General features: G+C 39.5%; 20 protein-coding genes. All 20 read left to right on the top strand.

What is annotated here, in order from left to right; genetic code table 11:
• Positions 1–8: 8 nt before the first annotated feature.
• The 20 genes from J6O61_RS13260 to J6O61_RS13165 all read left to right on the top strand — a co-directional run bounded on the left by J6O61_RS13260 (position 9) and on the right by J6O61_RS13165 (position 22,682).
• On the top strand, positions 9–1,547 hold the full coding sequence (locus J6O61_RS13260; RefSeq protein WP_292214157.1) for an ABC transporter substrate-binding protein: 1,539 nt from the start codon (positions 9–11) through the stop codon (positions 1,545–1,547).
• Positions 1,548–1,784: 237 nt separating this feature from the next.
• Positions 1,785–3,776, top strand: a complete 1,992-nt coding sequence (locus tag J6O61_RS13255; protein WP_292214154.1) for an oxidoreductase — start codon at positions 1,785–1,787, stop codon at positions 3,774–3,776.
• A 75-nt stretch (positions 3,777–3,851) separates the two neighbouring features.
• Positions 3,852–4,706, top strand: a complete 855-nt coding sequence (locus J6O61_RS13250; RefSeq protein ID WP_292214151.1) for a LysR family transcriptional regulator — start codon at positions 3,852–3,854, stop codon at positions 4,704–4,706.
• Positions 4,707–4,732: 26 nt separating this feature from the next.
• Positions 4,733–5,962, top strand: a complete 1,230-nt coding sequence (locus tag J6O61_RS13245; protein WP_292214149.1) for a PucR family transcriptional regulator — start codon at positions 4,733–4,735, stop codon at positions 5,960–5,962.
• A gap of 330 nt (positions 5,963–6,292) precedes the next feature.
• Positions 6,293–7,855 carry an ABC transporter substrate-binding protein gene (locus J6O61_RS13240; RefSeq protein ID WP_292214145.1) on the top strand — a complete coding sequence of 521 codons (1,563 nt, stop codon included), beginning with the start codon at positions 6,293–6,295 and terminating at the stop codon, positions 7,853–7,855.
• An 11-nt stretch (positions 7,856–7,866) separates the two neighbouring features.
• On the top strand, positions 7,867–8,778 hold the full coding sequence (locus J6O61_RS13235; RefSeq protein ID WP_292214143.1) for an ABC transporter permease: 912 nt from the start codon (positions 7,867–7,869) through the stop codon (positions 8,776–8,778).
• An 11-nt stretch (positions 8,779–8,789) separates the two neighbouring features.
• Positions 8,790–9,677 carry a carbohydrate ABC transporter permease gene (locus J6O61_RS13230; RefSeq protein WP_292214140.1) on the top strand — a complete coding sequence of 296 codons (888 nt, stop codon included), beginning with the start codon at positions 8,790–8,792 and terminating at the stop codon, positions 9,675–9,677.
• 7 nt (positions 9,678–9,684) lie between these two features.
• Positions 9,685–11,097, top strand: coding sequence for a carboxylesterase/lipase family protein (locus tag J6O61_RS13225; protein ID WP_292214137.1), 1,413 nt, complete (start codon positions 9,685–9,687; stop codon positions 11,095–11,097).
• Positions 11,094–12,293 (top strand): MFS transporter, encoded by a 1,200-nt coding sequence (locus J6O61_RS13220; RefSeq protein WP_292214135.1) that lies wholly within the window; start codon positions 11,094–11,096, stop codon positions 12,291–12,293. The genes J6O61_RS13225 and J6O61_RS13220 overlap by 4 nt, the downstream gene beginning before the upstream one ends.
• A gap of 56 nt (positions 12,294–12,349) precedes the next feature.
• The gene (locus J6O61_RS13215; protein ID WP_330601693.1) at positions 12,350–13,282 is read left to right on the top strand and encodes an ABC transporter permease; all 933 of its coding nucleotides are present in this window, start codon (positions 12,350–12,352) and stop codon (positions 13,280–13,282) included.
• A gap of 23 nt (positions 13,283–13,305) precedes the next feature.
• Positions 13,306–14,217, top strand: coding sequence for a carbohydrate ABC transporter permease (locus J6O61_RS13210; RefSeq protein ID WP_292146025.1), 912 nt, complete (start codon positions 13,306–13,308; stop codon positions 14,215–14,217).
• A gap of 45 nt (positions 14,218–14,262) precedes the next feature.
• Positions 14,263–15,141: a Nif3-like dinuclear metal center hexameric protein gene (locus J6O61_RS13205; protein WP_292214133.1), complete on the top strand. Its 879-nt coding sequence runs from the start codon at positions 14,263–14,265 to the stop codon at positions 15,139–15,141.
• A gap of 37 nt (positions 15,142–15,178) precedes the next feature.
• On the top strand, positions 15,179–15,979 hold the full coding sequence (locus J6O61_RS13200; RefSeq protein ID WP_292214131.1) for an alpha/beta hydrolase: 801 nt from the start codon (positions 15,179–15,181) through the stop codon (positions 15,977–15,979).
• Between the two features lie 49 nt (positions 15,980–16,028).
• Positions 16,029–16,853, top strand: a complete 825-nt coding sequence (locus J6O61_RS13195; protein WP_292214129.1) for an alpha/beta hydrolase — start codon at positions 16,029–16,031, stop codon at positions 16,851–16,853.
• A complete protein-coding gene (locus J6O61_RS13190) occupies positions 16,853–17,269 on the top strand; it encodes a DUF3237 family protein (protein ID WP_292214127.1) in 417 nt (138 codons plus the stop codon). Before J6O61_RS13195 ends, J6O61_RS13190 begins: the two co-directional genes overlap by 1 nt.
• 110 nt (positions 17,270–17,379) lie before the next feature.
• Positions 17,380–18,549: a GDSL-type esterase/lipase family protein gene (locus tag J6O61_RS13185; protein ID WP_292214124.1), complete on the top strand. Its 1,170-nt coding sequence runs from the start codon at positions 17,380–17,382 to the stop codon at positions 18,547–18,549.
• A 55-nt stretch (positions 18,550–18,604) separates the two neighbouring features.
• A complete protein-coding gene (locus J6O61_RS13180) occupies positions 18,605–19,450 on the top strand; it encodes an AraC family transcriptional regulator (RefSeq protein ID WP_292214122.1) in 846 nt (281 codons plus the stop codon).
• Between the two features lie 87 nt (positions 19,451–19,537).
• On the top strand, positions 19,538–20,926 hold the full coding sequence (locus J6O61_RS13175; RefSeq protein ID WP_292214119.1) for an ABC transporter substrate-binding protein: 1,389 nt from the start codon (positions 19,538–19,540) through the stop codon (positions 20,924–20,926).
• Between the two features lie 65 nt (positions 20,927–20,991).
• Positions 20,992–21,876 (top strand): carbohydrate ABC transporter permease, encoded by an 885-nt coding sequence (locus tag J6O61_RS13170; RefSeq protein WP_292198776.1) that lies wholly within the window; start codon positions 20,992–20,994, stop codon positions 21,874–21,876.
• On the top strand, positions 21,873–22,682 hold the full coding sequence (locus J6O61_RS13165; protein WP_292214116.1) for a carbohydrate ABC transporter permease: 810 nt from the start codon (positions 21,873–21,875) through the stop codon (positions 22,680–22,682). The genes J6O61_RS13170 and J6O61_RS13165 overlap by 4 nt, the downstream gene beginning before the upstream one ends.
• The last annotated feature ends 122 nt before the right edge of the window (positions 22,683–22,804 follow it).

Genomic DNA, 22,804 nt, shown 5'->3' with positions numbered 1-22,804 from the left:
AGGTTATTATGGTAAAGAAAATTGTAAGTATGTTACTTGCCGGAGCTATGGCATTTTCACTTGTTGCCTGTGGATCTTCTGCAGAAACATCCGGTAGTAATGCGGACTCAGATAGTTCTGTCCAGACTGCTTCAAAAGCAGAGGATGGCGACTATGCACAGATTACATACGCATTTGTTACATTCAACACAGTTCCTGATGATACTTCAAAGGTAGAAGAGGCACTTAACCAGATCACAAGAGAAAAGATCGGCGTAGAAGTTCATCTTATGCCTCTTTCAATTGCTGACTATACTCAGCAGGTAAGCCTTGCTGTTCAGAACGGTGAAGTTGATATTTTCCACACTTTGGGTGATCTTGGCAATTCTATTGCAAGTGATATGTGCTATGACATAACAGATATGGTCGATACAGATGCTCCTGAACTTAAAGCTCTTTTTGAAGAGGAGTGGCTTAAGACCACAATGTACGATGGAAGGCTTTATGCTATTCCAACACTTAAGCCTTTTGCTCTTCAGCCTATGCTGATCTACAGAAAGGACCTTGCTGAGGAACTTGGCCTTGATATGGAATCAGTTAAGAGTGTAGATGATCTTACAGCTATCTTTGCTCAGGTAAAAGAGGCACATCCTGAAATTACACCACTTGCACCTGTTTCACAGGGTGACAGCGGCCTTACAAGATGGATTCCATCTATCGACTGGCTTGGTGATTCTTTTGCATCACCAACAGGTGTCCTTCAGGGTGATAATATGACAGTAACAAGCTACTATGATCTTGCAGATTTTGAGAAGTATGCTTCTCTTATCAGAGACTGGTACAAGAGTGACTACATCATGAAGGATGCAGCAACAACAACTTCTGCGGCAGCAGAGCTCATGTCATCAGGCGGATATTTCGCATATTCTGCTTCATACAGCTATCCACTTGAAGATACAGCAGCTTCTCTTTCTGCTCCTTCAGGTTATGAAGTTGGTGCAATTGCCCTTGGAGATGCTTATCTTGATACATCTTCAATGAATGCAGTAGCACAGGTTATTGCATCCACATCAGAGAATCCTGATGCAGCACTTAAGTTCCTTAACCTTACATATACAGATCCTGAAGTTATCAACACAATGCTCTATGGCATTGAGGGTGAAGATTATGTGAAGAATGCTGATGGCACAGTTTCTTACCCTGAAGGACAGGACGCAGCAACTGTTCCTTATACAGCACAGCTTTCTTGCGGTGTACTTGGAAACTTCTTTATTCAGTGGCCACTTGAGGGCTCAGGCTCAGCAGAGTCTCTTGCCTGGGAGGATGAGCAGAACCACAATGCTCCTTGCTCACCAGCTATGGGCTTCACATTTGATCCTTCCTCTGTTCAGACACAGTACACAGCAGTAAGCAATGTGATCCAGCAGTACCTTCCAGGTATCGCTTGCGGTTCAGTTGATACAGAGTTAGCTCTCTCTGAGTTCCGTCAGGCACTTAAGGAGGCAGGCTATGATGATATCCTTAATGCAAAGCAGGAACAGCTTGATGCTTGGCTTTCACAGCAGTAAGTTTTAATTATAAAAAGGTTCGTAAACCCACTTTAATAAATAGTCCTATGCCGGTTTAAAAACGGTGTAGGGCTATTTTTATGGAGAAAAAACATGTCCGGCTTAATATAAAATTATTGTTTAGCGTATGAAACTTTTTGTTGATGGCTTGTAAAAAAATCATAGGTTAAAATTAATGCATATTATGACAAAAAAATAACAAATGGCGTATGTCATTAAAAATAAGGAGGAGATTTAATGAAGTACCAAGGACTTTTTGAGCCTATCAAGATCGGTAAGCTCGAAATCAAGAACCGCTACGCAATGGCTCCTATGGGACCACTTGGTCTTGGAGACTGCGAAGGTGGCTGGAATGACAGAGGAATTGACTATTATACAAGACGTGCACAGGGCGGAATCGGCCTTATCATCACAGGTGTAACATTCTCTGATACAGAGGTTGAAAAGCCTTCATTCCCTAACACACCAAACTCAACTTACAACCCGGTTCAGTTCGTAAGAACAAGCCGTGAGATGACAGAAAGAGTTCATGCTTATGGCTCCAAGATCTTCCTTCAGATGAGTGGTGGATTTGGACGAGTTACTATCCCTACAAACTTAGGAGAGTTCCCACCAGTATCTGCTTCTGCAGTTCCACACAGATGGCTTGACAAGACTTGTCGTCCTCTTACTGTAGAAGAGATCCACGGCATCGTAGAGAGCTTTGGCAAGGGCGCTTACAATGCTAAGAGAGCTGGTTTTGATGGTGTTGAGATCCATGCTGTTCATGAAGGATACCTTATCGATCAGTTTGCTATCTCATTCTTTAACCAGCGTACTGATGAGTATGGCGGATCACTTGAGAACAGACTCAGGTTTGCAAAAGAAATCCGTGAAGAAATCGCAAAGACATGCGGCTGGGATTTCCCTGTTGCTCTTAGATTCTCACTTAAGAGTATGATAAAAGATTTCCGTAAGGGTGCTCTTCCTGGAGAAGAATTTGAAGAAAAGGGCCGTGATATTGAAGAAGGTATCGAGGCAGCAAAGCTCCTTGAGAAGTATGGCTATGATGCCCTTGACGTAGATGCCGGCACATACGATGCCTGGTGGTGGAATCACCCACCGATGTATATGGAGAAGGCTCCATATAAAGAGTTTGCAAGAATTACTAAAGAGAATGTAAACATTCCTGTTATCATGGCAGGTCGTGTAGATAATCCAGACACTGCTATTGAGTGCCTTAACAATAATATCTGTGACATGGTATCTCTTGGAAGACCTACACTTGCAGACCCTGATATCGTTAACAAGATCCGCAGAGGAAATGTTTCACAGGTTCGTCCTTGTATCAGCTGCCAGGAAGGCTGCATGGGACGTATCCAGACTTACTCACTTATCAACTGTGCTGTTAATCCACAGTGTGGAAAAGAGAGACTTAACCAGTACACACCTGTTGCTAAGAAGAAAAAAGTTCTTATTGTGGGTGGCGGTGTAGCCGGATGTGAAGCTGCAAGAGTACTTGCTGAAAGAGGCCATGAGCCTGTCCTTTATGAAGCATCTTCAAGACTTGGCGGTAACCTCATCCCCGGTGGCGCTCCTGCTTTCAAGGAAGATGACATTGCACTTGCTAAGTGGTATGAAGATGAAATGGTTCGCCTTGGCGTTGAAGTTCACATGAATACTAAGGCTACAGAAAAAGAGATCTTGGATAAATCTTTTGACGCAGTAATCTTCGCTACAGGTTCTCGTCCAAAGAAGTTCTCTCTTGGCGATGATGAAAAAGTATATACAGCTGAGCAGGTTCTTCTCGGAGAAAAAGAAACCGGAGACAACGCTGTTGTAGTTGGTGGCGGACTCGTTGGCTGTGAGCTTGCTCTTGACCTTGCTCAGAAGGGCAAAAAGGTTACTATCGTAGAAGCTCTTGATAAGCTTCTTGCAGTAAACGGACCTCTTTGCAGTGCCAACAAGGAAATGCTTGAACAGCTCATTCCATTCAATGGAATCGAGGTTGTTACAGGAGCAAAGGTTACAGGCTACAAGGATGGAAAGCTTCAGGCTGAAGTCGGTGGAGATGTAAAAGAGATCGCTGCAGACAGCGTAACTCTTTGCGTTGGATACACAAGTGAGTCATCACTCTACAACCAGTACAAGAATGACATCGATGAAGTATATCTTCTTGGTGATGCAAGACAGGTATCAAACATCATGTATGCTATCTGGGATGCTTTCGAAGTAGCAAATCACATCTAATTCATTAATACTTTTATATACAGTCCCCTGCCAAGCACATTGTTTGGCAGGGGATTTTATAATAAAATATTTTTTATGAATACAAGAAATCTAAAGTGTTTTCAAACTGTATATGAGGAACATAATCTGCAGACTGCAGCTAGTAAGCTCTTTTTGTCTCCACAAGGCCTTAGTAAGATTATCAAAGGGCTGGAGGATGAGTGTGGCACTCAGCTTTTTAATCGAAGTAAAGATGGTCTTATGCCTACCGAAAGCGGCAAGGTCTTTTACGAAAAGTCTCAGAAGATCATCAAGGATATAAATGAAATGTTGTCCTCAATTGAGGTTGTGGACAACAAGGAAAAGAGATTCAGAGTTGGTTTTGCTGCAGGGACTATCAGGGTAATTGATATAGCCAGGATAAATAATTTTATGAATGACAATCCTGAACTGGTGGCCAGTTGGTCGGAGTATGAAAATAAGAAAATCCTAAAGCAGGTTATAAATGATGAGATAAGTTTTGGATTCGTGGTGGGAAAGCCCGGTGATCCTGGGCTGTCAGTGCAGCTTGTAGAAGCAATAGATGTGGTTTTATATGTTTATAGGGGCCACAGATTATGGGATGCTGCGCAGGTTGAAATAAAAGACATTAAAGATGAGCCAATCATCTCCATGAATGAAAACTATCATATTTATCAGGATATCAACAACATCTGTCAGGTCAATGGCTTTATGCCTGAAATAGTGGCTAAGGTAGCCGAAGGGCGTTCAATCTACAGGCTTGTTAAAAGTGAAATCGGAATAGGAATATGCCCACAGTTCTTTGAAGACAATGAAGATATAAGAGCTATTCCAATAAAGGACGCCTATAAATGGGAAATATACGGCGTATATAGGACTGATTCTGCCGATAGAGAGCTTGCAAAAAAATTTATGAATGATTTGATCTGATATATGATTCTTGGCGTGAGGGCACTATGAACATTTCTGAATTTATCAATATTTTCAATACGGAGATAGTATATAAAAACATTTTAACCACTGAGCTTAACTGTAATCTTTACGATGGAATCAGATATTTATATCCGGGGATGAGCACCATCATTTCATCTAATAACGTATTCTGCACAATTTATGCAGGAGATTATTCCTGTTTTGAAAGTCTCTATCCAATACTTCAATCTAAGAATACAAATACACTCTTTGTGCTTTTTAATTCAGCTGATGAAATTTCAATTGATAAAGTAAAAGAGATAAGAAGTAACGTTTTGATCTTATCAATTTCCGAAAAAAATTTTTTTAACCGTATTGCCAATCTCAACAAGCAAAAACACTTACAAATATCAGCAGAAGAGATATGCTCAAAATTCTGGGATACGGTAATAGCTAATAAGACTGACAATAAATCTGATACAGCAGAGAAGGCAATGCTTCTTCCTCATAGGCTTGGCAATTATATGGCCATATTTGTTGTAAGGTATTTTCAAAATGAATCGCAAAGCGGAAATGAAGACGGCAAGACTTTAGATGAAAGAACCATTAAGAAGATATTGTTCTCTATAAGTCAGCTATTTCCGGATATGAATGTATTCTATTACAGAAAAACCCAAGAATTTATTATAATTCATACCCAATCCCAAAAGGACAAATGGGACGGAGTTTATCCACAATTTGAATTTGATTACGGAATGCTTTCTGAAATGCTTGAGCATTATCATTTGCATGCAGGTATTAGCAATTCAAGCAGAGCGATAGAACATCTTTACACATTGTATTTTAATGCCAGATCAGTCCTTGATATTTCTGAGAAAATGGGACTTAAGCCAAAATACAACAATATTTATCCCCATCTTGAAAATTCATGCTTTCAATTGATAGACCTGGCTTTTGAAAGTTATATCAAGCATGTAGGACATTCCAATATAGTTTATCTTACTCATCCTGCCGTATGGACGCTTATGATACATGATTTTCAGAATCATACTGACTTATTGGATGTTCTTTATTCCTACATAACCCATAACTGTAATGTTACTGAAACTGCTAAAGATATGTTTTTTCACAGAAACACTATACTGAACAAATTGAATCGTATAAAAGAGCTGACTGCACTAAAATTAGATGACAACCGGCTTCTGTATAATCTATTCTTGTCATGTAATATTGTTATGTATTACAGAGATTATGTGGGAAATATTATGAAATAGTGGCTTTTTGAGGACTGTGAGAAAAATCACAGTTCTTTTTTGTTGCACAAGACCGGCAAGCGAATGGATGCTTGCATACAAATTCATTTGCCGGTCGTAAGAACATGGAGCACTAAGTGCGGAATGTTCGTGTGCGAAATCGAGTAGGAGTCAGCCTACTCGATTTATGCGATAAAAACATATGAATGTGCACCATGCACAAGGTTTCTTTGAAGTTATTATAATTCATTTCAATCCTCCATATACTTTCTATATTAGCAAGAAAACTTGCGGGAAATCAGCGTGTTAGGGGATTACTGCGATGGTTTCCAAAAGAAAGGAGAAGGGAATATGAAAACAAAGTTTAAAAAGTGGTTGTGCTGTGCATCAGCCACGGTGGTAATGTCAACTTTTCTTTGGGGATGTGGAAGTCAAGGTACTACATCAACAACAGGGACTTCAGAAACATCGGATGTGGAAACCTCGGAAAATACTGCTACAACAGTAGAAAATGTAAGTATAAACCCTGAAGATTATCCAACAATCAAGGTGAGTGTACTCTGCATTAATGAACCAACCGATAAGGCAACAGTTGAAGAGGAAATAAGTAAGATTACCAGAGAAAAAATCGGATGTAACATTGAGTTTGTTCCAATAATTTACGGAAACATGCAGCAACAGATGTCGTTATTGCTCTCAGGTGGAGATGATCTTGTTGATATCTATTTTACGGGACGATGGAGCACGTTAAGCAGTGTAGTAAATAACGGTCAGGCTATTGCACTGGATGAGTATCTTGCACCATATGAAGAAGAGATGAAAGCAGCTATTACAGAGAGTGTATATAACTGTGGAAAAATAAATGGAACTACTTACGGTCTTACAAGATATCTGAACTTCGCAGGATTTCCGGTATACACAACAACTAAAGAAATAGGCGATAAATATGGACTTCAGAATGGTGATGCTATAACGCTTGACCAGCTTACGGAATTTTTTGAAAAGGTAAAGGCAGATTATCCCGATAAGGCGCTGGTTGGAACAAGTTCAGCAGGACTTAATAATCAGGCTTTTGTTGGACGTGTAGATAACATGGGAGATCCCAATATTCTTGGAGGGCTTTTGGCAGACGATGATAAAACTGTAGTGAACTACTATGCAACTGACGACTACAAGAATATGGTTGAATATTTCAAAAAGTGGAAAGAGATTGGCATCACAATGGATGATCCGCTTAATGTGGTTGACAGACCAGGTGATTATCTCCCAAGTGGAAAGTGCCTGGGATGCTTTGCTATTCATTATGACGCAGCTTCAAATGGTAATTATTCTACTACCAACTATGGAGTTGAGTGCATAAGTGTATCTATCATGGATAGAACTGTTACTTCACCTGACTGGTGGTATTGCGTAGCTCCAACATGTAAGAATCCTGATAAGGCAGCAGCTTTTCTTTATCTTATGACTGTTGATCCTGATATTGAGAACCTTCTGTGTCTTGGTGTTGAGAATGTTCATTATCAGATTCTTGAAGATGGAACAGCAGCTTATATTGACGGAAAAGACATGACTACAACCGGTTGGTCAATGGGAGTTTCATGGACATGGCCTAACTGCACAATCTCAATTCCGTTTGAGTCTGACCCTGATTATTACGAAATCATGGTTGAAGCAAACAATTCAGTTGAGTATTCGGATGCCTTTGGATTTGCATTTGACAGTACAGCTGTTGAAAACGAGATTTCAGCATGTGCAAATGTAGTGGCACAGTACAGACCTGCTTTGGAATGCGGAGTTCCATCAGATATGGATGCATCATACCAGGAATTTTTAAGTGCACTTGAGAGTGCTGGAATTGACAAAATCATAGAGGAAAAGCAGCGCCAGCTTGATGAATATCTTGCAAATAAGTAAAAGGTGAATCTATGAAAAAAAGAAATACGATCAAAAATCTGCCATTGTATCTGATGATGGTGCCGGGACTTTTGTACCTGATCATAAATAATTATATTCCGCTTTTTGGACTGGTAATTGCTTTTAAGAAAATTGACTATTCCAAGGGAATATTTAAAAGTGACTGGGTTGGTTTTAGCAACTTTGTTTATCTTTTTAAGACGAAAGATGCATTTATAATTTTCAGAAATACCATAGGTTATAATCTAGCCTTCATTTTTCTGGGTACTATTGTGTCTATTATCGTGGGAATTCTTTTGGCTGAAGTGACCAGGAAGACAGTACTTAAAGTGTATCAGACTACAATTCTGTTGCCATTTCTTTTATCCAGTGTCCTTTTGAGTTATGTGGTGTACGCTTTTCTTGCGGGAGATGCGGGACTTATAAATTCAGGGATACTTGAAAAGCTTGGACTTGAGAAAATAAGCTGGTATTCAGATCCTAAGTATTGGCCTTACATATTGATAATAGTATATCTATGGAAAACCTTTGGATATAACACAATAATCTACTTCGCTATGATCATAGGAATAGACAAGACTTATTATGAAGCAGCAGTAGTGGATGGTGCGTCCATTTGGAAACAGATCACTAAGATAACATTACCGCTTCTTAAACCCACAATAATTACATTAGTTCTTTTAAGCCTTGGAAGAGTGTTCCATTCTGATTTTGGTCTCTTTTATCAGGTGCCAATGAATAATGGATTGTTATTTAATGTGACAAACACCATTGATACCTATGTATTCAGGGGCCTTATGCAATCAAATGATATCGGCAGATCATCGGCAGCAAGCTTTATGCAGTCTGTTCTTGGATTCTTGCTCATTTTGGGAGCTAATGCCCTGACAAAGAAAATAGACAAAGAAAATGCATTATTTTAGGAGAGAATAATATGATAACAAATAAAAAGTCATTCAAAATATTTGTAAATGTGATCCTCTCCCTACTAGCTCTTTTTAGCGTTCTTCCAATCTTTCTGGTGTTTATGGCATCGATAACAGAAGAACAGACACTTATACTAAACGGATATTCTTTTGTTCCACAGGTTTTTAGTTTGTATGCGTACAAATACATTCTGTTCAGCGGAAATGTTATTTTGAGAGCGTATCTTATAACCATTTCCGTAACAGCTATAGGAACTTTTGTAAATCTTTTTTTGACAACATTTCTGGCATATCCCTTGTCCAAGAAAGATTTGAAGGGACGGAATATTATATTGTTCATGGTGTTTTTTACAATGCTATTTAATGGAGGATTGGTTTCTTCGTACATGATGTGGACTCAGATTTTTCATATACGCGATACTTATTTTGCGCTTCTGGTCCCAAATCTAATGATGAACGCTTTCAACGTTATTATCATGAAAAACTTTTTTGTGAATAATATTCCTGAATCGCTTTTAGAAGCAGCAAAGCTTGATGGAGCAACTGAATTACAGATTCTTAATAAAGTAGTATTTCCATTATCAAAACCAATAATTGCTACTGTTGGAATGATGGTGGGACTGGCATATTGGAATGACTGGCAAAATGGATTGTATTTTCTTTTGATGAAAACAAATCTTTATGGTATTCAAAATGTTTTAAATACCATGATCAATAATGTCCAATTTCTTTCTACTCAGGCAGCCTCTCAAGGAGGGGCTGCTGCGGGTAGCCTGCCAAGTACGGGGATCAGGATGGCAATCGCAGTAATAGCACTTGCGCCTGTGATAATTATCTATCCGTTTGTTCAAAAAGCTTTTGTTAAGGGAATAGTTGTAGGTGGAGTGAAAGGATAAAGACAAGATGATTAAAGAAGTAGATACAAAATATGGAAAGCTTGAAAGCGTAAAAAGTCCCGCTGGATTTGCTTTGTTTAAGGGAATTCCATACGCAAAACCTCCAATTGGCGATAGAAGATTCAAATTTCCACAGGAGCCGGATTACGAGGAGAAGATAAGGAAGTGTGATAATTTTGGACCGGTTTCACCGCAGGCTTCTTTTAGCATGCATGATGAAACAGGCCATGTTATAACGAAAACGCCAGGATATGCATATCCTCCGCAGATGGATGAGGATTGCCTTTATCTTAATGTGTACACTCCGGCAAATAGTCCTGATGATATGCTTCCTGTTATGGTATATATCCATGGAGGAGGTCTTCAGGCCTGGTACGGATCCTGTTATGAATACTGTGGCGATGGATTTTGTGAAAAAGGCTGCATAGTTGTAACTATCAACTACAGACTTAATGTTTTTGGCTTTTATGTAAACAAGGAACTGGCCAAAGAAAGTGGAAACAATGCCAGTGGCAATTACGGAATCATGGATCAGATCATGGCCATTAGATGGGTAAAAGAAAATATTAAAGGCTTTGGTGGTGATCCTGAAAATATTACCATATTTGGTCAATCCGGTGGGGCCAGGGCTGTTCAGGCAATATGTTGCAGTACTCTAACAAAGGGGCTTTTTCAACACGCAGCCATGCATTCCGGTGGAGGATTATTCACAACATTCGGGATAGTTACAAGAGAGCAGATGGAAGTAAGAGGCGAAGAATTTATGCACTTTTGTGGATGCAAGTCTATAGAAGAAATGAGAAAAATGCCCTGGCAGGACCTTGAACAGAACAATATTGAATTTGTTAAAACAAGTTTTTTAAATACTTTTAATGTCTATGGTGATGGATATGTTGTGCCGGAATCTATCGAAGCATGTGCTTTCAAAGGTAATATGCACAATGTAGATTATCTAATGGGAACAACAGTTGATGAAGGCTACAACCCGGATATAACTTCTGTTTTTGGGAACGACATGGCTCCATCGGCAAGGCTCCTTGGAAGACAATTAATAGCACATGGGTTAAAAGAACCTTATGTTTACTGCTTTGACAGACCTCAGCCGGGAGATGATATTGGTACCCCTCATTCCTGTGACAACAGATATGTTTTTGGGACACTTGATGATACCTGGAGACCATATACAGAAGATGATTATAAACTCTCTGAGACTATGTTGAGCTATTGGTCAAACTTTGCAAAATACGGTGATCCCAATGGGGACAATATGCCAAAGTGGAAAACATTTGGCAAAGAGGGGTATACCATGAGGCTTTGTGTTCCGGAGTGCAGATCAGAAATACATCCCAATCTACTAAAGATGAATGAGAGAGAAGGAAAAATATTAGAAAATTTAAAGAAAATCTTAGGTGAGCAATGAGAGTTGAAAATGATATAAGACTTTGGAACAGACAGTTTGTGGTTTTGCTACTAATAAACTTGGCAGGCTCTTTTTCCTTCTATATGATAGCAACAACTCTCTCAAAATATCTTGTAAGTATAGGAATAAGTATTACATTTGCAGGTGTGATCGTAGGACTGTTTTCATTGACATCACTTATATGTAGGCCTATTAGCGGAGTTATTGCAGACAGAGTAAACAACAAGAAACTTCTTAGAATCAGTTACTTTCTTATGTGTGTTGGTCTTTTGGGATTTGCAATAACAACTAATAGCCAAATGCTGATTTTATTCAGAATTCTAAATGGAATAGGATTTGCATTTAGCGGAACCTGTCAGATGTCCATGGCTGCCAGGATGATTCCTAAAAAACGAATGGGAGAAGGGATTGGATATATTGGACTAGGAATGGTTATAGGATCTGCTGTAGCCCCAGGTGTTGGACTGGTTCTATCTGAAACTATCGGGATGAAGGGAACATTTTTGATAGCAGCGGGCCTGACACTGCTGGCAGTAGCGTTGTCATACATCTTGGATGAACAGGAAAAGAAATGCACGCTGCGAAAAGTAAAATTTACAGACATAATAGCACCTGAAGCAATTCCGTATACATATGTAGCAGGAATGTTTTCTTTTGCAAATGGAGTTATAGCTTCATATCTTGTAATGTTCACAGATGAACTTGGTATAAAGGGAATTAGTGCATATTACTCTGTATATGCAGTTGTTTTATTTATAACAAGACCTCTTTCCGGCAAACTTATGGATAAAAAAGGAATATGCTACACGGTAATTCCGGGGCTATTTCTTGGAACAATATCTATGTTTCTATTAGGAAGTAGCACAACATACATATCAATACTAATAACTGCAGCAATAAGGGCTATTGGTCAGGGGGCTGCTCAGCCATCCTTACAGGCAGGGTGTGTTGCTAAACTCGGAAAAGATAGAAGCGGGGTAGCTACCAGTACTTTTTATCTTGGAGGAGATATTTGTCAGGGAATCGGACCAATAATTGGAGGGGCGATTATTGGTGCATTTGTTGGGATTAAAGGATATTCACTTATTTTTTATTTCTGTGGATTCCTTTTGGTAGCAGCAACCGGTTATTTTATTGTTTATAGTTTTAATGGAAGAACCAAATCTCAAAATCAAAAAAACAGAACTTGTTTTTGAAAGAAAAGACGGCTCGTCTTCCTTATACTGATTATAGTCAGGAAAGGAGACGAGTTATGTCTGATATGAAAAAAAGCAAAGTTAAAACAAAATATGCAAAATCCGGTCCACTTCTTCTGATAGCGGCCCCGGGTATAATTTATCTACTGATCAATAACTACATTCCAATGTTCGGTATTTTCCTTGCTTTTAAGAAGTTTAGTTACAAAAAAGGCGTATGGAAAAGCCCGTGGAATGGATTCGATAATTTCAAATTTCTTTTCCAAACAAAAGATGCATTTATAATGACGAGAAACACCATACTTTATAATCTGGCTTTTATTGTGATAGGAACTATACTTGCGATTACCATTGCGATATTTTTAAATGCTCTGGGAGATTCTATTAGAACAAAGTTTTTCCAGTCTGCGCTTCTTTTACCTAATCTGATGAGCTGGGTAATCATAGCTTATATGGTGTATGCATTCCTTAACTCGGATAGCGGATTTATCAACAATACTATCCTGAAGGCTCTTGGAAAAGAGGATATTGCCTGGTACATGGAAAAGAAATATTGGCCATTTATCCTCATATTTGTTCAGATGTGGAAGAATGCGGGATATCAGTCGATCATCTATCTTGCAGCCATTGCGGGAATAGATAAGTCAGTATTTGAGGCAGCGAGCCTTGATGGAGCAAGCAAACTTCAGCAGATATTCAGGATTACACTGCCTATGCTCAAGCCTACAGTTATCATTCTCACACTTATGGCAGTTGGAAGAATTTTCTTCTCTGACTTTGGACTTTTTTATCAGGTGCCAATGAATTCAGGAGCTCTTTATTCTACAACGCAGACTATTGATACATACGTATACAGAGGTCTTATGGAGCTTAATGATGTAGGAATGTCAGCGGCAGCAGGACTATTCCAGTCACTTCTTGGATTCATAATTGTAGTTTCAGCCAATGCACTTGTTCGTAAGATTGATAGCGACAATGCATTGTTCTAAAAGTCAGATATAGGAGATAGAAAATGGAAAACATTATGAAAATGAAAAGAGCATCTGATACAAAGAATTTCAAGGCAGTCGCAACTATAGTACTCGGCATTTTGACTGTCATGGCTCTTTTACCAATCATACTTATTGTGATAGCGTCGTTCACTGATGAGACAACGCTTCTTAGAAACGGATATTCATTTTTCCCTGAAAAGTGGTCCACTGATGCTTATGTATATATGATCCAGCAGGGCTCAACTATTTTCAGAGCATACGGAATTTCAATCCTTGTTACAGTAATAGGAACTGTCGTAAGTGTACTTATCACCACAATGATCGCTTACCCCATGAGCAGAAGAAACTTTAAATATAAGAACGCGCTTGCTTTCTTCGTTTTCTTTACAATGCTCTTTAATGGTGGTGTGGTTCCTTCATACATGATGTGGACACAGGTTTTTAATATAAAGAATACTATCTGGGCCCTTATCATTCCAAATTACCTGTGCGGTGCTTTCAATATTTTTCTGGTAAGAAATTATTACAGCAACAGCATTCCTGAGGCACTTATAGAATCAGCTCAGATTGATGGTGCAAGTGAGCTTACTATTTTCTTTAAGATCATCTTCCCACTTGCAATACCTACAGTAGCTACGATATCTCTTTTCACCGCCCTTATCTATTGGAATGACTGGGTAAATGCCCTTTACTACATTCAGAAGCCTCAGTACTACGGTATTCAGAACCTTCTTATAAGGATCATGAATAATATTCAGTACTTAAAGAGCGGGGCCGCAAGTATCGCGGTAGGAACGGGAGCGGTATCACTTCCCAGTAACGCGGTCAGAATGTCCATGGCTGTTATAGGAATACTTCCGATTGTAGTTATATATCCTTTTGTTCAGAAGTATTTTGTTAAGGGTGTTGTAGTAGGCGCTGTGAAAGGCTGAGTTAGAGCAGAAATACATTGTTTAATATAGAGCTTGGAGGAAAATATGAAGATTAGTGAGATTATTCAAAAGATAGAAGAGTATCATCCAGATCTGGGGCCGGATTATAATGGCTGCGATGGGGTAAAATGTGGAAATCCTGACCTTGAGTGCACAGGAATTGTGACAGCCCTTGTTCCTACAGTTGAAGTCATAAAAAAGACTATTGAGCTTGGGTGCAATTTCCTTTATGTCCATGAGCCTACAAGTTACCTGACACCTGATTTTGCCGTCTGGAAGGCTGACTTTAAGTGCGACGTATATGATGAAAAGATAAAGCTGGCAGAAGATCATGGAATTGTGATTTACAGGGATCATGACCATACTCATGCTCACAGACCTGATGGCATTTTTACAGGTGTTCTTAAGTACATGGGATGGAGCGAATGCGTAGATACAACAGGTAAGGGCATTCCTTTTGGCTATGTTGTAAATCTTCCAAAAGAGGAGACTGTGGAAGATATTATCACAGAGCTTATTGAAAAGATTGGAATGAATGGAACCAGATATATAGGAAGAGCAAAAGATAAAATTAAAAAGATTGCTCTGGTAGGGCATATATATCCTGAAGCATTTATTCCTTCCTCGGAAAAAGATGGTTACTACACAGACTATACCACTGAAATAATAAGGACAATGCAGGAAGAAAACATAGATGCGATAATTCCCGGTGAGATAATTGAATGGAATTTGTTATCATATATAAGAGATGCCGTTTCTCTTGGAGAGCACAAAGCATGCTTTAATATAGGACACTTTAACTGGGAAGAGCTCGGTGCAAAATACGCAGCAGACTGGCTTCCGGAAGTTGTTGGACAAGGCGTATCTGTAACATATGTTCCGACAGGAGATATGTGGAGCTATCAGACAAGAGAAGGCAGATGAAAAACACATAATATGATTTAAAAAGGAGAAGTAAGGTATGGCAACAGGGAGATTACGTTTTTATTCTTTAGCACTGATGGGGCAGGTGAACATTGTTTATGTTATTCCAAAGGATGTTCCTGTGATGATGATGGGAGATAATCCACATTACAAAAGACCTATGAAGACACTGTATCTTTTACATGGCTTTTCAGGTAATGAATGTGACTGGGAATATAACGGAATAGCAGAAGATATAGCCTTTAAGTACAACATGGCAGTGATCATGATAAATGGAGGCAATAGCTTTTATCTTGATAGAAAGGCAACAGGCACTCAGTACTGCACATATGCAGGAAAGGAAGTTGTTGAATTTACCAGGATGATGTTTGGCCTTTCTGATAAGAGAGAGGATACATTTATAGGCGGCCTTTCTATGGGAGGTTTTGGTGCGCTTCACACCGCATTTGCATATCCTGAGACCTTTGGGGGAGTTGTAGCTCTTTCATCAGCGCTTATTATCCACCAGATTGCAAATATGGATCCTGATTCAAGAGATGAGATTGCAAACTATGATTATTACAAAGAGGTATTTGGAGATCTTTCAAAGGTAGAAGAGTCCGATGCTAATCCGGAAGTCCTTTATGAGAGGATAGAGAAAGATGGAAAACCAGTTCCTCCTGTATATATGGCAATCGGAACAGATGACTTTTTATATGAAAACAACCAGATCATGAGAAAGTTCCTTGAAGACAAGGGTGCAAAAATGAAGTATGAAGAAGGCCCGGGAATTCATGACTGGAATTTCTGGAATGCTTACATCGGAAAGGGCATTGAATGGGTTCTTGAGAACGCATAAAGCCTGAATGAACTGAAAGTATAGTAAATGACAATTAAAGGAGCGAGGTATGTCTTTTTCAGAAGTTCATTTTTTATCGGAGAGTCTAAAACAAGGAGTTTCAATGGCAGTGTTTATGCCTGAGAGAGGCCCTTTTGGCTCAGATGCAAAACCTCCCTATAAAACAGTATATTTTTTGCCGGGTTACAGCGGTGATTATTCAAGTATCATCACTATGCTTGGAGTGAGGAAACAGGCTGAACTAAAGGGCATTGCAATAGTAATGCCAAACGGTCAGAATTCTTTTTACGTAGATCATCCTGAGAGAAATGCCAGCTACAGTACATTTATAGGAAAAGAGCTTATTGAGAGAACAAGGGATATGTTTAATCTGTCCCACAAGCGGGAGGATACCTACATTGCCGGCATTTCAATGGGCGGCTACGGAGCTCTTTTAAATGGCCTTTTATATAGCGATGTCTTTTCAAAGGTTGCGGCCTTTTCACCGGCAACAGATCCGTATATGCTTCTGTGCGATCCGGCTAAGGGCGGCTTTGGAGATGCTGAGTTTGCCAATATGTTCGGAAACTTTGAAGAATATGAAAAGAGCAAATGGAACATAACAAGAACCTATACTGAGGCAGATAAAAAAGATATTCCAGAGCTCTTTATCGGTTGCGGAGACAGGGACATTGCAGTGGACTCTCAGGTGAAGTGCTTTAGGAAAGCCCTTGATGGAGCGGGCATTCCTTACAGATTCTGGGAGACCACAGGTAATCATGATTTTGAAGCTTGGGAAAAAATGATGGATCCGGCATTTTCTTTCCTTACAGGGATTCCTGAGGGAAGCCGAAACAGTCTGGCTATTCCGGACAGTATCATGGAGGGTAAGTGATGGAAAAACCTATTTTGGTAATTGATGTTTTGCTTGATGAAATATTCAACGTAGAAGGTACCGACGGCAAGGCAACAATGATCCTGTTTCATGGCTCATGCAACTGCGAGAATTTCAAAGGCAGGATTCTCCCCGGCGGTGTGGATACACAAAAAGAGGCAGCAGGTGAGCCGAGATTTCTTTCCGCCAGATATATTTTGGAGGGAAAAGACTGCGATGGAAAAGACTGCCTCATCTTTATAGAGAATAATGGTGAGACAGCTCCTATAAGTGGTGGCGGAGTTATCCACACAAAGCCAATTATCTACACTGATTCAGAGGCACTTAAGTGGATGGAAACAGCGGATATCACGGGAACAGTCACAGGAGCACCTGGCGGAGTGACAATATCGTTCTATGATGGAGATGCAGAATAATTTATCGTGGATCAGTCATCACAAAAAACGACAACAGCTTCCGCAAAAATTGAAAAGAAGGACAAACCTCCGCTTCATATAATATGTATGAGAGTGGAGGTGTTTATTATATGAAATGGGTTAGTTCATTTAAATATTTGAGAATTAATTATGTCGAAGATATCGCAAGTATTGAAAATGCAGACCAGAAGGTTGTTTTCTATAACAACATAAGCGGATCCAAGGTGAGAGTAAGATTTTCCAACAAGTATGCCAAAAGAAATCTCGTTATAGATGAGGCTTATATTGGCGTTATCAGAAATGGGAAAGACATAGGAAAAGAAGCATTAAAAGTTGATGGGAAGTCCGTAGTTACCTTAGAGCCGGGGCAGGAGATATTTAGCGATGAGACCTTGCTTGAAGTCAGCGCCGGCGATAAGCTGTATGTTTTACTTCATTTTGGGCAAAAGCAGATATATGAATCAATCTGCTGTTTTTGGGCTGATGATGGAGCGAAGGTTACTCTTGAGCGTGATGGCAGGGAGATTTCACGCGACATTATATCCGAGTTCATGAAAAATGATCCTAACATCCACATGCAGTCGATGTTTATCGGCTTCGATGCAGTGCAGGTTCTTACCTTTGATGAAACGAAGACTATCGCTGCATTTGGAGATTCTATTACCCATATGTCATTTTATACAAATGCTCTGACTAAGCGTCTTTATAATGGGTATTTTGAGAAGGTATCTGTAATAAACTGTGGAATTGGCGGTAACAGGCTCATAAATGATGCGACCTATGTGAAAGCAGCAGGAAAAGAACTGCTTCTTTTTGGAGAGGCCGGAGTTAAGCGCTTTGAAAAAGATGTATTTGAGATTGATGATGTAGACGCTGTATGTGTACTTATTGGAATAAACGATATTATGCATCCAATACAGCTCGAGGAAAAAGAAGAAACTATTTCTTCAGAAGATCTGATACAAGGTTACAGGCAGATAATTGAATGTGCTCACGAAAACGGTGCTGAGATCTTTTTTGGAACCATAATGCCAAGCGGGAATGATGACTATCCTAAGTGGTGGATTGAAAAATTTGAAAAGGTGCGAAATGAAGTCAATGACTGGATTCGAAAGGGAGAACTGCACGACGGCTATTTTGATTTTGATAAGGCACTGCAAGATGCAAACAGACCTGGCTACATGCGAAATAACATGAACATTGGTGACGGCCTGCACCCTAATACTTTAGGTGGTATGGAAATGGCTAAGGCTGTGGATATTAAGACTATTATGGGATAAGTAAAGCCTGCCGCATTATTATGCGGCAGTTATTGCATAACTAAGGAGGAACACCATGGCACAGCTTTATGAGAGTGAGGCATTTATTTACAATCAGGTTCCTGTAAGGATTTTTAATCATTATTTTGATGGAACTGACATTTTTACTTCACTCCATTGGCACAGAAATGTTGAGTTTAATCTGACTACAGCAGGAAGGATAAAATACAATGTTGATGGCGAAAACAAGATGCTTTCGCCGGGGGACTTCTGTATTATAAACAGTGGAGTTCTGCATTCAAATCACTGGGTTGAGCCCGGTGATCATTTTGAGGGAATATGTGTACAAGTCTCAAAAAGCTTTATAGACAGGTGGATAGGAGAAAACGTGTATTTTGAATATCCCAAAAAAGAAGAGGATGCGGAAAGAATAAGGCGGGAACTCATTAAATTTGGCGAGTATAAAAAACAGGGAAAATCTGACATTGAAAAGATGGAACTTGTATTTGATTTCCTTATTATGTTGAAGGAAAGCTGCGCTATAACGGGAAAAGCTTCGGAGCAATGCAAAGATAACGGGGATATAAATATAAAGTCCATAATTAATTATATAGATGAAAATTATATGGAGCAGCTTGATCTTGCAGGAGTTTCCAGAGCTTTTAATTATACCCCTGCCCATTTATCAAGGATGTTTAAAGAGCATGTGGGGAAGAATTTCTATCAGTATCTTCAAAATGTAAGGCTTATGCACTGCGTAGATGAAATGAAGGAAGATGAAAATGTAAGGCTGATAGAATGCGCTCTGAATCATGGTTTTCCCAATGCCAAGTCCTTCATTCAAACATTCAAAAAGAACTTTGGCTGTACGCCTTCAGACTGGATGAAACAGGGAAAAAGAGCCGAGCTTTTACCAGAATAAAAATTGACAACTATACCGACAAAAATAGGAAAGCCTCTCATCAATGACTTTGTTATTCTAAAGTTACATTGAAGGGAGGTATTTTTTATGAGGAAAAGAACGTTTAGTTTACTGATGGCTGGAGTGCTTGGGGTATCAACACTTGCAGGATGTGGAAGTGTAGCTTCTACAACTACACAGAGTAGTGACTCAACTACTGCAGCTAAGACAACCACTGAAGAGAAGGCTGCAGAAACCACAAATGCAGAAACTTCATCTGAGCCTGTAACTATTTCGTTTTACACAACAGAAACAGGTAAGGATGATATGTATCAGGACCTGATATCTGACTTCGAAAGCAAGAACCCGGGGATTACAGTAGAGTATATTGCAGCTGGCGATGATCAGCTTCAGCAGTGGATGGCGCTGTATGCAAGTAATGAAGGACCAACAGTAGCACTTATGGATCCAATTAATATCTGGGAAAACCAGGACAGAATGCGTCCTCTTACCGGCGAGGCAATGCTCGACAATATTGAGGAGGCATCCCTTAGCACAATGACTTTTAATGGTACTGTATATGCAGTTCCAATGTCTGCGGCAGGTATAGGACTACTTTACAACAAGGCTGTATGTGATGCGGCAGTAGGTGGAGATTTTGATCCAAGTACAATAAAGACAAGATCTGACTTAAAGGACCTTTTTGATAAGATCGAGGCAACCGGTGTTGCAGCAACATGCCTTACAGGCGTTAACTGGTCTCTTGGAGCACATTATCTTTGCCAGACCTACGGCGCAGCTATTGGAGATACCAAGGCACGTGTTGATTACGTTAACTCTATTATTGGAGGAGAGACAAAAGAGATAGATTCAGAAGTATTTAATGGATTTATGGATACCTTTGACATGCTTGCACAGTACAACTACAACAAAAATGATCCGCTTGTTGGAGACGTAAACCTTGATGCTATGGCACTTGCAGAAGGTAAATGCGGTACATGGTTCATGGGTGACTGGGCATGGACATACATGGCAGAACTTGTAGGTGAGGGAGATGAGTTTGGACTTATGCCTGTTCCTCACAGCGATGATGCAGGTGATGTTACAAATCAGCAGCTTCCTACATCTTATGCTAAGGGCTATTGCATTGATGCAAGTCAGAATACAGAAGAACAGCAGCTCGCAGGTCTTAAGTTCATTGAGTACATCTCATCTGACAGCTATTCACATGAAGTTCAGGCAAAGCGCCTTGGACAGGCCCTTCCATTTAAGAACTGCCAGGCTACAATTGACAGCCCTCTTGGTAAGTCAACTGCAAGCTACATCTCAGCAGGAAAAACAGCAGATTTCTATGGCACACCAAGTCTTTGCCCATCAGATATCTGGTATGAGTGCGGAGCTTATATGTGCGAATACCTTTCAGGTGCATGCGACAGAACAAAACTTGCAACTCAGATCGATGAGTACTGGTCCAAACAGGATAAAAGAGAATATTGATCTAAAAAAGTAAGATAGGGAGGGCGCGTCCCTCCCTGTTTTATATGATTTCAAGGAGAATTAGAATGCGTGTCAAAAATAAAAAAGTGACGAGCATAAAAGAATTTCTTTTATTTGGGTTTCCATCATTTTTCATATGGTTCTCGGTGGTGATTATTCCATTCGTATATGGATTATTTATCACGTTTACTGATTGGAATGGTTTGTCACAGGATATAAATTTTATTGGAATTGAAAACTACAAGAACATACTAACTGATTCAGCCTTTTTGGGAGCTTTTTGGAAAACGGTTGTATATGCTCTTTTTACGGTTATATTAAGTAATCTTATAGGCTTTATTCTGGCTTTAGTGGTAACTAGTGGAATAAAAGGTCAGAACCTTTTCAGAACAGGCTTTTTTACTCCTAACATAATTGGCGGAATTATTCTGGGTTATATTTGGAATTTCATCTTCTCATTCGGTCTTACAAAACTGGGTGAATTCACAGGAATAAGCTGGATGCAGACTTCATGGCTTACCAATCCTGTAAGGGCACTGATGGCGCTTATCATTGTCAGTGCATGGCAGATGAGCGGATATCTGATGGTTATTTATATCGCGGGCCTTACAGCCGTTCCCGCAGATCTTATGGAGGCAGCCCGCGTAGATGGAGCAACAGTTTTTCAGACTGTTATGCAGATAAAGATACCTATGATAAGAGGAACAACAGCAATCTGCGTATTCCTTGCAATTTCCAGATGCTTTATGTCATTTGATACTAACCTGTCCCTTACAGCGGGAGGTCCCTATAAATCTACAGAACTTATAGCCTATAAGATTTATCAGACAGCCTTTACAAGTATGGACTTTGGTGTTGGACAGGCTCAGGCGATCATTCTTTTTGTTATCGTCTCTGTCATTTCATTATTACAGGTATACTTTACCAGAAGAGGGAGGGTTGATGCATGAGCTCAGAACGCAGAAAAAAGAGCATTGTTTTTGCTATAACCTTGATAATACTAATATTCTTCATGGTTCCCTTTTATATGCTGGTAGTTAACTCATTTAAGTCAACTGCAGATTTTATCAGAAATCCATTTGCACTACCGGGATATCTTAGTTTTGAAAATTTTGTAACAGCAATAGACAGGATGAATTTCTTTAAATCGCTGGCAAATACTGCATTTATCACAGTAACAGCAGTAGTGATAAATATGATTCTTTCATCCATGACAGGATATTTGTTTGCAAGAAAGAAATGGAAGATAAATAAGATAATCTTTATGGCTTTTCTTGCTTCAATGGTGGCACCATTTCAGGTTTATATGATTCCTCTTGTCAGAATATATGCGGGAATACTTGGTTTTTCAAATAACCTTCTAATGGTTGCATATGTGGCAGTTGGATTAAACATACCATTTGCGGTATTTCTTTATTCAGGATTTGTAGAGGGGATTCCACGGGAACTTGATGAAGCAGCTCTTATTGATGGGTGCAGTTTTACAAAGACTTTTTTCAATATTATAATGCCACTTTTAAAACCAATAATCATAACTGTTACGGTATTTGTTGCTATGGGTGTGTGGAACGACTTCTTGATGTCCAGTTTATTTCTTACTAAGACAGATACCAAGACACTGGCTATCTCCATCAAGACATTCCTTACTAACCATTCTGCAGAGTACGCTCCAATGATGGCAGGACTGCTCCTTAGTGTACTCCCTGTACTGATTTTTTACCTCATAGGGCAGAAGTACATAGCCTTTCGGAATTGAAGTGCATTTAGAGCATAAATAACGGGATCCGCCCGATTGAACCTTGAAAAGTTAATACTATCCTAAAAGATTGGAAGATATGGGATCGATTGAGAAGAATTGCCCTAAAAATGGCGTACTTT

Origin of the sequence: Butyrivibrio sp. (genome assembly GCF_017635265.1) — a bacterium.
In the GTDB taxonomy this organism is placed as follows: Bacteria; Bacillota; Clostridia; order Lachnospirales; family Lachnospiraceae; genus Butyrivibrio.
The sequence above is the reverse complement of the archived record's forward strand: the minus strand, read 5'-3'. Positions and strand labels throughout refer to the sequence as shown.